Here is a 12,647-nt window from a genome sequence, read left to right as displayed (position 1 = left end):
CCCTTATTCCCTTAATCAATTAACCGTATGCGATTCATTGGGTTAAGGTAGCCCCCGTCGATTTCTCAACCACTGAATGGAGTTTCAGCGATGTCCCTTATCAACACCGAAGTCCAGCCGTTCAAAGTCAACGCCTTCCACAATGGCAAGTTCATCGAAGTCACCGAGCAGAACCTGAAAGGCAAGTGGTCGGTTCTGATCTTCATGCCGGCTGCCTTCACTTTCAACTGCCCGACCGAGATCGAAGACGCCGCCGAAAACTATGCCGCGTTCCAGAAAGCCGGCGCGGAAGTCTACATCGTCACCACCGACACCCATTTCTCGCACAAGGTCTGGCACGAAACCTCGCCTGCCGTTGGCAAGGCTCAGTTCCCGCTGATCGGTGACCCGACCCACCAACTGACCCGTGCTTTCGGCGTGCACATCGAAGAAGAAGGCCTGGCACTGCGCGGCACCTTCATCATCAACCCGGAAGGCGTGATCAAGACCGTGGAAATCCATTCCAACGAGATCGCTCGCGACGTATCGGAAACCCTGCGCAAGCTGACCGCTGCCCAGTACACCGCTGCCCACCCGGGCGAAGTCTGCCCGGCCAAGTGGAAAGAAGGCGCTGCCACCCTGGCTCCTTCGCTGGACCTGGTTGGCAAGATCTAAGTTGATCGGTCTTGCGTCGGGGGCTAGTCCCCGGTGAAACCAGAAACGCCCGGACGTGAGAACGTCCGGGCGTTTTGCGTTATGGGCGCAGTGGTTTCGGCAACTGGCGGTTTTACGCCTGCGGCTTGCTGGCGGCCTGCCAGAGGACTTCCGGTAAACCCTGGCGGCGGGCGATCAGGCGGGCCGTGACGAACAGCAGGTCGGACAGTCGGTTGATATAGGCCAGCCCAACCGGGCGCAAGGGTTCCAGTGCGTTGAGGCTCTGGCAGCGCCGTTCCGCCGTGCGGGCCAGGCTGCGGCACAGGTGCGCCTGGGCGATCAGGCGCGAGCCACCAGGCAGGATGAAATCCTTGAGTGGGCCGAGCTCCGCGTTCCACTGATCGATCAGCCGTTCCAGGCGTTCGACTTCCTCCGTCGACAGGGCGTGGTAGTCCGGCATCGCCATTTCGCCACCGAGGTCGAATAGGCGGTGCTGGCAGGGCGACAGTGCCTCGAACAGCTCTTGCAGGCTTGGCCAACGCTCCTGGCCCTCCGCCAGTTCGGCCAGCAGCAGGCCGAGTTGGCTGTTGAGGCTGTCCAGCTCACCGATGGCCTCTACGCGCGGGTGGTCCTTGGGCACGCGGCGGCCGTCGGCCAGGCCGGTTTCGCCCCGGTCGCCGGTGCGGGTGTAGATTTTCGACAGGCGATTGCCCATGTGCGACTCCTGATTCAAGTGGCGCCGTGGTTATCGGCGGGTGAGTTCAGTGGTAGGCGGATGGTGAAGGTACTGCCCTGGCCAGGCCGACTCTGCACTTCCATCTGGCCCTTGTGGTTGTTGGTGATGATGAAGTACGACACGGACAGGCCGAGCCCGGTGCCCTGGCCGACTTCCTTGGTGGTGAAGAAGGGCTCGAAGATGCGTTTGCGGATGTTCTCGGGAATGCCGCCGCCGTTGTCTTCCACCTGTATTTCCGCCCAGGGCGGGTTCAGGCCGGTGCGCAGGGTGATCTGGCCGCTGCCGGGTTCGCAGTGCTGGTGAATGGCCTGGGCGGCGTTCTTCAGCAGGTTGAGCAGCACCTGTTCCAGCTCGTTGCCGATGCAGGGCACGCGCTCCAGCCGTTCGTCGAACTCGCGAATGATGTGGATGGAGCGGAAGTCGAAGCCTTCGATCAGGTCGTAGTCGTTGCCGGCGATTTCCAGCGCCTGGTCGATCAGCGTCGACAGTGGGCACTCGGCCAGCTTGCGGTCGCTCATGCGGCTGAAACTGAGCATATGGCTGACAATCTTGGCCGCCCGCGAGCCAGCCTGCTGGATGCCGTCGAGCAGTTCGGGAATCTGCCGCAGGTGCAGGTAGCGGTTGACGGCTTCCAGCGTCATGCCGGCCTGGCTGGCAGCCTCGTGGTTCTTCTCCAGGTCGGCGGAGAGGCGGCGGCGGATATTCTGCGCGTTATGCAGGATCGCCCCCAGCGGGTTGTTGATCTCATGGGCCATGCCGGCTGCGAGACTGCCGACCGAGAGCATCTTCTCCGACTGCACCATCACTTCTTCCATGGCGATGCGCTGGGTGATGTCGTCGATGCGGATCACCACGGCCTGGTTCTCGTCGCCCATCAGCGGGTACAGGGTCAGGGTGTAGTGGTGCGGTTCCTGGTCCCGCATCCAGGTGACGCGCTCGATCCGCTTGACCAGTTGCTCCTGGGAGGAGCGGCGGATTTGCCGGAGGAAGGGCTCCAGTGACGGAAAGACCTCGAAGATCGAGCGGTTCAGCGCCTTGTCGCGGGGGATGCCGGAAAGCGCGCTGGCTTCCTGGTTCCACTGGTTGACGCGCAGGTTCTCGTCCAGGGTGATCAGCGCCGAGGGCATGGAGTCGATGATGTTCTTGAGGTAGAGCTGGAAGCGCGTGAGCTTGTGTTCGATCTGGCTGCGCACGCGCATCTGCTCTTCCAGGCGTATGTTGGAGTTGCGCGTCTGTTCGGTCATGCCCTGGGCGCGATCGAAGGCCTCCTGGGCGTCGTTGCGGGCACGCTTGAGTTGCTGCTCACGGGCCTGCATGCGCGACAGCATGGTGTTGAACGCCTCGGCCAGGCGGCCGATTTCGTCCTGGCTGGAGACGTGGGCGCGCAGGGCGTAGTTCTCTTCGCGCGTGACCTGATGCGACAACGCTTCGAGGTCGCGGATCGGCTGGGTGATCAGCCGGCGCACCTGGTGGGCGACCAATACCCAGAGCAACAGGCTGACCAGCAGAATCCCGGCGCTGGCCGTCACGGTCCCGCTGTAGAAGGCGACCGGCAGCTCGCTACTGGCCACCAGCAGCAGGTGGCCTGGCGGACCGTCTGCCTGTGGCAGCTCCACCAGGCGTGTGGCGCGCAGTTCGCCCTGGCGCCACGCGGGCAGTTGTTCGAAATGCTCCGGCAGCCCCAGGCGCTCACCACGTTGCAGCTGTGCCAGGGCGTCACCCTGGCTGTCGTAGATGATGGCTGCGCGCAGCGGGGCATAGCGGTCCAGGTGAGCCAGTACCTGCTGTGCCTGCTCCGCCGAGGACAGGGACTTCTGGCTCAGTTCCGGGCTGGACAGCAGCGAGCCGAGGGTGTGCAGGGCCTGGGGGGCGACGCTCTGGCGCGAGATCCAGTAGGCGGCACTGATGAACATCAGGTTGGAGATCAGCATCACGGCGGCGAGCAGCACCAGCAGGGCAAGCAGCAACTTGCGACCTACCGGCAGGCTTTCGATGCGTTGGCGCAGGGTCATGGCGAGGTTCAGGTGGCTGGATGTGGGTGCAGGGTAGCCGTGCCTCAGTCCGTGGGCAATCCAAGTGCGCGCAGGTGATCTCGCAACCGCTGGAGCAGCCGTTGCAGGCGAGGTAGCTCCAGGCCCTGGCGCTCGGCCTGTGCGCAGGCGTAGCCGAGCAGGTAGGCGATCTCGGTCCTGCGTCCGTTGCGCACGTCCTGGTACATCGACGAGTAGTTGTCCGCCGTGGACGATATGACGCGCAGCACGGTTTCCGGCAATTCGCGAGCCGATTCGTGATAGCCATTGCGGGTCAGCAGCAGGGCCAGCTCGTCGCACAGCTCCAGCACTTCGCCCCGTATCTGCAGCAGCTCTCCATTGCGGCATTCGTGCAGGACGGTCAGGGGATTGATGGCGCAGTTGATCGCCAGTTTCTGCCAGAGGCGCAGCAGGATGTCGGGGCTCCAGTCATGGGGGATGCCGGCCCTTTGCAGGCTGTCATGCAACCAGGCCGGCGCGCTTCGCTGGTCAGGCGAGCCCAGCCAGTTGTGTCCGTGGCCGGCGAACACGACCTGGAAGTCGGCCGGGCGGTAAGCACCCTCGGTTGCGGAGATAAAGATCGCATGCAGTCCGGGCCAGTGCCCGGCGATGCGTTGCTGGCTGCCCATGCCGTTTTGCAGCAGGAGCGTGTCGCAGCCTGGCACCAGGCGTGCGGCCACGCCGGCAATGGCGGGTTCGGCATCGTAGGCCTTGCAGGCGACCAGCAGGCGCTGGATGGGCGTATTCGCGTCGGGCAGTTCGGCGGGGATCGGGTAACGCTGTGCCTGGCCGTTTTCGATCAGGGTCAACCCGCCCGCCGCCTGGTAGGCCGCCAGCCGTTCCGGAGTGCGCAGGATCAGCCTGACATTCTGCCCGCTGCGGTACAGGCGGGTGGCCCAGAGGCTGCCAAGGCTGCCGGCCCCGAGGACATGCAGCGGGGGTAAGGCCTGTGCGTCATGTGCGTGGCTCATGCGGCGCCTGTTTCTGTGGGGAGGAATGGTCGAGCCGAACAGTTATAATGACGCCCTTTTCATATCGTCAAGCCAGGCGCCCTGTCGGTATGCTCGGGCGCGCCATTGTATAAGGAGAAGTTTCATGCCCTCGTTCGACGTCGTGTCCGAACTGGACAAACACGAAGTCACCAATGCGGTCGACAACGCCGTCAAGGAACTGGACCGTCGCTATGACCTGCGTGGCAAAGGCAGTTTCGAAGCCAAGGACCTGACCGTCAACCTGACGGCCGACGCGGACTTCCAGCTGGAGCAGATGCTGGAAATCCTCAAGCTGAGCCTGGTCAAGCGCAAGATCGACGTCCAGTGCCTGGAGTTCAAGGACGCCTATCCCTCCGGCAAAGTGGTCAAGCAGGAAGTCGTGTTGCGCGAGGGTATCGACAAGGAGCTGGCGAAGAAGATCGTCGCCCATATCAAGGACTCGAAACTCAAGGTCCAGGCGGCGATCCAGGGCGAGCAGGTGCGTGTGACCGGCAAGAAGCGCGACGACCTGCAAGAGGCGATCGCCGCGTTGCGTGCCAAGGATTTCGGCATGCCGCTGCAGTTCAACAACTTCCGCGACTGATTGCGCCCAGGACAGACCGAACGGGGGCGCCGGGCGCCCTTGTCGGACCTGTCAGTGATTGGCCGGTTGCTCGCCTTCGTCCGCCCGGCAGCTTCTGCGCCATTGCCAGATGATCAGGATCAGGGTCGGTACGCCAAGAATGGCCGTGACCAGGAAGAAGTCGCTGTAGCCCAGGCTCTCGACCATCACCCCTGAGTACCCGCCCAGCAGCCTCGGCAGCAGAAGCATCAGCGAGCTGAGCAGGGCGTACTGGGTGGCGGAGAACTTCAGGTTGGTCAGGCTCGACAGATAAGCCACGAAGGCGGTCGAGGCCAGGCCGGCGCTGAAGTTGTCGCAGGAGATGGTCACGATCAGCATCTGCAGGTTGGCGCCCATGTCCACCAGCAGCATGAACAGCAGGTTGGTCGCCGCCGAGGCCAGGCCGCCGATGAACAGGATCGGCAGGATACTGAAGCGCACGATCAGCAAGCCGCCGACGGCTGCACCCAGCAGCGTCATCACCAGCCCGAACAGCTTGCTGACACTGGCGATCTCGTCCTTGCTGAAGCCCTGGTCGATGTAGAACACGTTGGCCATTACGCCCATCACCGTGTCGGACATCCGGTAGGTGGCGATCAGCCCCAGCAGCAGCAGCGCCTCCCAGCGATAGCGCAGGATGAAGTCGGTGATCGGTGTCAGCACCGGCCCCATCAGGATTCGCCCCGGCGCACTCAGGCAACCCCAGCAGATCAGCAGGTACATGGTGCCGCGTGGCCAGTAGCCGCCCCAGTAGGACTGGCACATGCCGGTGGCGGACACCATCAGGATGATCAGCACCAGCACCGACACCGCCTGGTGCACGAAATCGAAGCGCTCCGGACGATGCTTGCGGGCCGCTTCGCACAGCATGCTGCGCACCGGAACCAGCAGGGAGCGTCCCACCGGCGAAAGCGATCCGGCGATGAACAGCGCGTAGAGCAGGGCGCGTGGCCAGGCCTGGGCAATCAGCGCGTTGATCATTGCCGGCACGGAAATCAGCAGTACCAGCAGCAGGCCGACCGCAGCGAACTGGTGGTTGAACGTGTAGCGCGAAGGGCCGCTGGGCAGTGGGGCGGTCGCGGGCGGTTCGGAAATCACCAGGCTGGTCAGCAGCCCCGGCAGGATCAGGGCGGCGAACAGCAGGTAGGTGGTGCTCCAGGCGGCCTGGCTGTATTCGAGGTTGCTGGAGCCGAGCCATTCGGCCAGGAACAGGGCGCCAGCGCTGGCCAGTAGCATGGCGACGCGGTAGCCGGTCATGTAGCTGGCGGCGAGGGTGGCTTGCAGCTTCTGTTCGGCGATTTCCAGGCGGTAGGCGTCGATGGCGATGTCCTGGGTGGCCGAGGCGAAGGCGACCACCACCGCCATGGCGATCAGTAGCCCCAGGTTGTGCTGCGGGTTGCACAGCGCCATGCCGATCAGGCCGAAGGCGATCAGTGATTGCGACAGCACCAGCCAGGAGCGGCGCTTGCCCAGCCGGCCGATCCAGGGCAGGCGCCACTGGTCGAGCATTGGCGACCAGACCCATTTGAAGGCATAGGCCAGGCTGATCCAACTGGCGAAGCCGATAGTCTCGCGCGAAACACCCGCCTCACGCAGCCAGACCGACAGCGTGGAGAACACCAGTATCGCAGGGAGGCCGGCGGCGAAGCCCAGCAGCAGCAGGGCCAGGGTCGCGGGGCTGGCATAGGCGGCGATGGCATCGCGCCAGGTTTCACGGGGCATAGGGTCGGTTCGGAAGCGTGCGTAAAACGCGCACTCTAACCGCTGTGATCGGGCAAATGCCAGCCGTACCGACGCATGTCCACCTTGCCGCTGCGGATACTGATGCCTTCGGCGCGCAGACGGGCGCGCTGCTCCTGTCCGGAGGGGCTGTCTTCGGGCAGGCTGATGCGTCCTCCCGCGGCCACGACGCGGTGCCAGGGCAGTTGGCTGCCCGCCGGCAAGCGCGACAGCAGTCGTCCGACCCAGCGTGCCGCCCGCCCGAGGCCGGCCATGGCCGCCAGTTGCCCGTAGCTCACCACATGGCCATGGGGCACCTGTGCCAGCACCAGGTAGACGGCGCTGGGGCGCGTATCTTCCGGGGCGTGTTGCGGGGTAGCGGAGTGGGGTGGTTGAGGCATGTGCGAGTCCCGTGGCGTCGGTACCTGGAAATCCATTCAGCAGACAGCTATTGCCGTGCTGCCTGGCATGCGGATAATGCCAGTCCCTGTTCTATCTGTAGATGTTCTACGCCTATGTTTTCCCGATCCTTGCTGTGCGTTGCGCTGTGCGCGCTTTCCCTGCCATCCCTGGCCGATACCGTATGGATGAAGAATGGTGATCGCCTTACGGGCAAGATCACCGTGCTCGATGGCGGCAAGCTGCTGATCGAAACCGACTACGGTGGATCCATCGCCCTGAAATGGAGCGACGTGGCGACCCTCGAGAGCGAGCGTCAGTTGCTGGTCAAACAGGGCGATGTGACCGGTGACATGGCCAAGTCGCTGCAGCCCGCCGAGGAAGGCCGGGTGACACTGGCCAACGGCGGCGAGCCGAAGACGGTCGAACTGGCGAGCATTTCCCAGCTCATGCCGCCACGGTCGCTGATTCAGGATTTCACCTGGAAGGGCAACATTGGCGTCGCGCTGGATTACAAACGCGCCGAGAACGACACCGACGACTACGACGTGGCGTTCGACACCACCGCGCGGCACGGCTTGTGGCGCCATAACGGCAAGGCCAACTACAACCGCGAATACAAGAACGACGTGACCACCACCGATAACTGGGACGCCGAGTACGCGCTGGACCGGTTTATCGATGAGCACTGGTTCTGGCAGGGGCGCCTGAGCTACAAGCGCGACAAGATCGAAGACGTCAGGCGCCAGCGTACGGTCGGTACGGGTCCTGGTTACCAGTTCTGGGATAACGAGCTGGGCGCCTTCTCCCTGGCTTCGCTGATCAACCGCAGTGACTACAAATTCGCCGACGGTGACAAGGACGACTTCTATTCGGCGGCGCTGAAGTGGAACTACAACCGCTACCTGCTGGGCAAGAGCATCGAGCTGTTCAGCACCGGTGAGGCGGGCAAGCCGCTGAGCAGCGTTGCCGACTACACCCTGGATGCCACCCTGGGTCTGCGTTACAAGGTTACCGATTGGGCTTCGCTGAATATGAAGGCCGAGAAGGACATCGTCAGTGGCGCTCAGAGCGACCTGGACGAGACGCGGTATACCATTGGGTTTGGGATTGGTTGGTAAGGTCTGAAAGGTGATGGCTCTGGGGTGTTTGAGATTTTGACATACACCCGCTGCATCTTTACCGATTGATCAACCTGTTGCGCCCTTACGGCGCCTCCCTTGACTCGCTGCGCTCGCCCTTCGGGCCAGCCTACGGCTGTTACTCCGCTTCGCTACGTTGCTTTGCTCGTGCAAAGAAAGGAAGCAAAGAAACACGCCCCCAGTCATACGGCCCCTGCGCTGCGCTCCGGGGTTCCTTCACTTCGGCATCGCTCCGGGGGCCGGCGTACAAGGGCCGTCCTGGCCCTTTACGCCTCTCGTGGCATCCATGCCACTCGCTCCCCTACGCAATGCCTGCGTTCAGCCTTCTGAAAGGGGGGAGGATGCTGCGTCTGTGACATCCCTTGCAGACAAGACCTAAAGATAAACTTAAATCAAGTTTGTTTAATTCGGTCTTCCAGTCACCGCATGCTTCACCACCCCCATCAGGAGGCCGAGCGGAGTCGTCGTGTAAGGGGTTGAGCGGCAGGGATGCCGCGAGAGGCGCGATGGGCCATGGATGGCCCTTCGCGGCGTGCCCCTGGAACGGCGATGGAGCGAGGGAGCCCCGGAGCGCAGCGCAGGGGCCGTATGCTGGGGGTGCCCTTCTTTTTGCTTACTTTTTCTTGGGCAAGCAAGAAAAAGTGAGGCGCCGTAAGGGCGCAATCGGTGGCCCAGCCACCACCTCTGCAACGGATGTACGCCCAAAGCCAAAGCAATACGGCTATCCACACTCAGCGCTTAAACGCGCCAATAAAAATCGCCGGGTCCACCCTGGCATCGTTCAGGCTGACATTCCAGTGCAGGTGCGGGCCGGTGGCGCGGCCCGTGGCGCCAACCTTGCCGAGTACGGCGCCTCGTTGCAGGCTGTCGCCGACCTTCACGTCGATCTGTGACAGGTGGCAGAACATGCTGATCAGTCCCTGGCCGTGATCGACGAATACCGTCCGGCCATTGAAGAAATAATCCCCAACCAGAATCACCTCGCCAGCGGCGGGCGCCTTGATGGGTGTGCCCTGGGGGACAGCGAAGTCCAGCCCCGAATGCGGGTTGCGTTCCTCGCCGTTGAAGAAGCGGCGTAGCCCGAAGGGGCTGGAGAGCGGGCCATTCACCGGTTTGTCGAACAGCAGGTTGCTTGGCTGGCGTGGGCTGAACAGTCGATAGGCCTTGGTCTGCTCGGCCAGTTCGCGTTCGATGCGGGCCAGGTTCTTGGCGTTGGGGGTGACTTGCTGCTGATTCTTCAGGGTGATGCGCTGTTCGCGGTAATGCCGCTCTCCGACCTCGAAGCCCAGGTTGCGGCCTTCGACTTCCACTTGCTGGGCACCTTGCTTCGTGCCCAGCGGGATGCCGACGATGGCGATCCAGCGCTTGCCGTCCTCGCGGATCACCAGTACCGGTTTGCCCTGGTAACGGGCCGTGGGTGCCTGGCTGGCGTTGCCCAGGTCGAGCACGGCGACGCCGCCGGGGAAGGGTTTGTTCAGCAGTCGGCTGATGAATCCTTCGGCATGGGCTGGCAGCGCGAGGCCGAGGGTGAGCAGCAGGAGAAGTAGGCGCATGAGCTCATTCGTCGAGGAGTGGGAGGGTGACGGGTGTCAGGTGATTGTCTTCGACACGCACGCGCAACTCGCCTTTGCCCAGGCGTGCCGTCAGGCGTTGCCCGGTATGGGTGTCGCCAGCTTCGCGGATGGCCTGGCCGCGCTCGTCGAGCAGGATCGAATAGCCGCGTCCGAGGGTGGCCAGTGGGCTGACCGCATGCAGTGTCTGCGTCTGGCCGTGCAACTGCTGGCGGCGGCGCGTGAGGGCTTCCTGCATGCTGCGCGGCAACCGTTCAGCCAGGTTGTCCAGGCGTTGCCTCAGCAGTTGCAGTGTGCGTCCTGGATGCTGCGCACCCAGGCGCGTGGCCAGTTGCGACAGTCGTTGCTGGCGCAACGATGCCTGGCGTTCGAGTGCGTGGCGCAGGCGCAGCTCCAGGTCGTCCACCCGCTGTGCCTGCTGGCGCAGGCGTTCGCCCGGGTGGCGCAGGTGCCGACGCAGGCTGTCGAAGCGCAGGCGCTCATGGCGCAGGCGTTCGCGCAGGGCGCGTTGCAGCCGCTGATGCAGGGCCTGGACGCGCAGGTGCATTTCCTGACTGTCCGGCGCCAGCAGCTCGGCGGCGGCGGAAGGCGTTGGCGCGCGGACATCGGCGACGAAGTCGGCGATGGTCACATCGGTTTCATGGCCTACGGCACTGACGATCGGCGTGACGCAGGCATGGATGGCACGCGCCACGGCCTCTTCATTGAAGCACCAGAGGTCCTCCAGTGAGCCGCCGCCACGGGCCAGGATCAGCGCGTCGAAGCCGGCGCGGTCGGCCAGTGCCAGGGCCTGGATGATCTGCTCGGTGGCTTCGCGGCCCTGCACGGCGGTGGGTATCAGCACCAGTTCCACCTGCGGGGCGCGGCGTCGGAAGACGCTGATGATGTCGCGGATGACCGCGCCAGTGGGCGAGGTGACGATACCGATGCGCTGTGGGTGGCTGGGCAGGGCTGCCTTGTCCGCAGCATCGAACAGACCTTCCTCCGCCAGACGCTCGCGCAGCGCTTCGAAGGCCAGGCGCAGGGCACCATCGCCAGCGGGTTCCAGGGTGTCGATGATCAACTGGTAATCGCCACGCCCTTCGAACAGCGAGACCTTGGCGCGTACCCGCACCGCCAGCCCGTCGCGCAGCACCTGGCGCACGCGCAGGGCATTCTGGCGGAACAGGGCGCAGCGCACCTGGGCCTGCTTGTCTTTCAGGGTGAAATAAACGTGCCCGGAGGCGGGCTTGGCCAGGTTGGAGATTTCACCCTCGACCCAGATGCCGGTGAAGACATCCTCGAGCAGCAGGCGGGCGCGGTTGTTGAGCTGGCTGACGCTGAGCACCTCGCGGTCGAGGTTCAGGCGCTGGAACGGGTCTTTGATCATGGCGGCATGATAAGCCGGCCCGTCCTTGGCGGGAACCGCCCGTTATCCGGCCAGCAGGCGATCGAGCAACCAGCTCGCCGCCGGTCCGAGAGGGCTGCGGCGCGACCAGACCACATCCACCGGCACATGCTTGGGCCAGCCGGCCACGGCCAGTTCCGCCAGTTGCCCCTTGGCATAGCCCGCTACCAGTTGCCGTGGCAGCGCGGCCCAGCCGAAGCCCTGGGCCGCCATTTCCAGCAGCAGCAGATAGTCCGGTGCGGACCAGCAGCGCGTTGCGCTGCCGGGCAGGTCGTCGCTGGGGGTTTCGCTGGCCACGACGCTGCTCAGGCGAAGGACACGCCAGGACTCCAGGTCCTGTTGAGTGATGCGTGCTTGCCTGGCCAGTGAGTGGTCATGGGCGACGAACAGGCCGAAGTCGGCACTGAGGGCCAGGCTGGCACGTGCGATGTCGGGCGGGTAGCTGCCCTGTGTCGCGAGTAGTCCGAGTTGGGCGCGCCCCTGGCTGACCAGGTCGAGCACGTCGGAGTGCTCGCCGATCACGCATTCGAACTCCAGGTCCGGGTAGCGCTCGTCCAGTTCGCGCAGGCGTGCCTCGTATTGGGCCGGCTGGTAGGCATCGGACAGGACCAGGGTCAGGCGGGTCTCCAGCCCTGCGGACAATTGCGCGGCATGGCGCGACAGCCGATCTCCGGCAGCGAGGACTTCCTCGGCATGGGGCAGCAGGCTGCGCCCTGCCTCGGTGAGCTGCAATTGGCGGGCGCCCCGCACGAACAGTTCCACGCCCAGGTCGATTTCCAGGCGCGAGATGGCTTCGCTGATGGTCGACTGGCTTTTCTCCAGGCGCCGACCGGCTGCACTGAAGGAGCCGCTGTTGGCTGCATGGGTGAAGGCCTGGAGTGCTTCGCTGGAAAATGACATATCGGTTTTACCGATGGCTGCTAATTATATGGTTTCGGATTTTGCGATGAGAATAGCGGCCACTGCATTCGATAGCGAGTTTTTCCATGAGCCATTCCAGCAATCTGTACGAGCGCACCCTGGGTGAGCGTGTCGTCCATGCACTGTCTTTCGAAATACTGGCGGTCCTGATTTCCGCGCCGGCATTGGCCTGGCTGCTGGACAAGCCGTTGGCGCACATGGGGGCGTTGACCCTGATGTTCTCCTCCATCGCCATGCTGTGGAACATGCAGTTCAACTGGCTGTTCGACCGTGCCCAGCGTCGCCTGGGTTTCGAGCGCGGCTGGTGGGCGCGCCTCAGCCATGCGCTGCTCTTCGAACTGGGCCTGATCGGTATCCTGGTGCCCCTGGCGGCCTGGTGGCTGTCGATCAGCCTGGTCGAGGCGTTCTTCCTCGATATTGGTCTGATCCTGTTCTTCCTGCCCTACACCATGGCGTTCAACTGGGCCTATGACCGCTTGTTCATGTCGCGTCGCGAGCCGGTCGCGACTTGACCCG

General features: G+C 63.9%; 12 protein-coding genes. 4 read left to right on the top strand and 8 right to left on the bottom strand.

Annotation, left to right across the window (positions count from 1 at the left end; genetic code table 11):
• Window positions 1–90: 90 nt before the first annotated feature.
• Window positions 91–654: an alkyl hydroperoxide reductase subunit C gene (ahpC, locus tag HW090_RS04975; protein ID WP_179112432.1), complete on the top strand. Its 564-nt coding sequence runs from the start codon at window positions 91–93 to the stop codon at window positions 652–654.
• Between the two features lie 112 nt (window positions 655–766).
• Here ahpC and HW090_RS04970 read toward each other — a convergent pair whose 3' ends face one another.
• Genes HW090_RS04970 through HW090_RS04960 form a run of 3 tightly spaced genes read right to left on the bottom strand, consistent with a single transcriptional unit; the run spans window position 767 to window position 4,370 of the window.
• Window positions 767–1,348, bottom strand: coding sequence for a cob(I)yrinic acid a,c-diamide adenosyltransferase (locus tag HW090_RS04970; protein WP_179112431.1), 582 nt, complete (start codon window positions 1,346–1,348; stop codon window positions 767–769).
• A gap of 14 nt (window positions 1,349–1,362) precedes the next feature.
• Window positions 1,363–3,381 carry a HAMP domain-containing sensor histidine kinase gene (locus HW090_RS04965; RefSeq protein ID WP_179112430.1) on the bottom strand — a complete coding sequence of 673 codons (2,019 nt, stop codon included), beginning with the start codon at window positions 3,379–3,381 and terminating at the stop codon, window positions 1,363–1,365.
• 44 nt (window positions 3,382–3,425) lie between these two features.
• Window positions 3,426–4,370 carry a putative 2-dehydropantoate 2-reductase gene (locus HW090_RS04960; protein WP_179112429.1) on the bottom strand — a complete coding sequence of 315 codons (945 nt, stop codon included), beginning with the start codon at window positions 4,368–4,370 and terminating at the stop codon, window positions 3,426–3,428.
• 124 nt (window positions 4,371–4,494) lie between these two features.
• Between HW090_RS04960 and HW090_RS04955 the strand changes: the two genes are divergently transcribed.
• Window positions 4,495–4,974 (top strand): YajQ family cyclic di-GMP-binding protein, encoded by a 480-nt coding sequence (locus HW090_RS04955; RefSeq protein WP_179112428.1) that lies wholly within the window; start codon window positions 4,495–4,497, stop codon window positions 4,972–4,974.
• A 51-nt stretch (window positions 4,975–5,025) separates the two neighbouring features.
• On the opposite strand, the gene HW090_RS04950 is transcribed toward HW090_RS04955, so the two are convergent.
• Both HW090_RS04950 and HW090_RS04945 read right to left on the bottom strand, forming a co-directional pair.
• Complete coding sequence (locus HW090_RS04950; protein ID WP_179112427.1) at window positions 5,026–6,714, bottom strand: AmpG family muropeptide MFS transporter; 1,689 nt, start codon at window positions 6,712–6,714, stop codon at window positions 5,026–5,028.
• Between the two features lie 35 nt (window positions 6,715–6,749).
• Window positions 6,750–7,112, bottom strand: a complete 363-nt coding sequence (locus tag HW090_RS04945; RefSeq protein ID WP_179112426.1) for an MGMT family protein — start codon at window positions 7,110–7,112, stop codon at window positions 6,750–6,752.
• Window positions 7,113–7,226: 114 nt separating this feature from the next.
• On the opposite strand from HW090_RS04945, the gene HW090_RS04940 reads away from it, so the two are divergent.
• On the top strand, window positions 7,227–8,231 hold the full coding sequence (locus HW090_RS04940) for a DUF481 domain-containing protein (RefSeq protein ID WP_179112425.1): 1,005 nt from the start codon (window positions 7,227–7,229) through the stop codon (window positions 8,229–8,231).
• Window positions 8,232–8,983: 752 nt separating this feature from the next.
• Here HW090_RS04940 and HW090_RS04935 read toward each other — a convergent pair.
• The 3 genes from HW090_RS04935 to HW090_RS04925 are packed head-to-tail and all read right to left on the bottom strand — an operon-like array spanning window position 8,984 to window position 12,110.
• Window positions 8,984–9,805 carry a M23 family metallopeptidase gene (locus HW090_RS04935; protein ID WP_179112424.1) on the bottom strand — a complete coding sequence of 274 codons (822 nt, stop codon included), beginning with the start codon at window positions 9,803–9,805 and terminating at the stop codon, window positions 8,984–8,986.
• A 4-nt stretch (window positions 9,806–9,809) separates the two neighbouring features.
• Window positions 9,810–11,192, bottom strand: coding sequence for an exodeoxyribonuclease VII large subunit (gene xseA, locus HW090_RS04930; protein WP_179112423.1), 1,383 nt, complete (start codon window positions 11,190–11,192; stop codon window positions 9,810–9,812).
• A 42-nt stretch (window positions 11,193–11,234) separates the two neighbouring features.
• Entirely contained in the window at window positions 11,235–12,110 is an 876-nt protein-coding gene (locus HW090_RS04925; protein WP_179112422.1) for a LysR family transcriptional regulator, read from the bottom strand.
• 86 nt (window positions 12,111–12,196) lie between these two features.
• On the opposite strand from HW090_RS04925, the gene HW090_RS04920 reads away from it, so the two are divergent.
• On the top strand, window positions 12,197–12,643 hold the full coding sequence (locus HW090_RS04920) for a multidrug/biocide efflux PACE transporter (RefSeq protein WP_179112421.1): 447 nt from the start codon (window positions 12,197–12,199) through the stop codon (window positions 12,641–12,643).
• Window positions 12,644–12,647 lie beyond the last annotated feature (4 nt).

Source organism: Pseudomonas sp. ABC1, from assembly GCF_013395055.1.
Taxonomy (GTDB): Bacteria; Pseudomonadota; Gammaproteobacteria; order Pseudomonadales; family Pseudomonadaceae; genus Stutzerimonas.
This window is presented reverse-complemented; position numbering and strand designations above follow the sequence as displayed.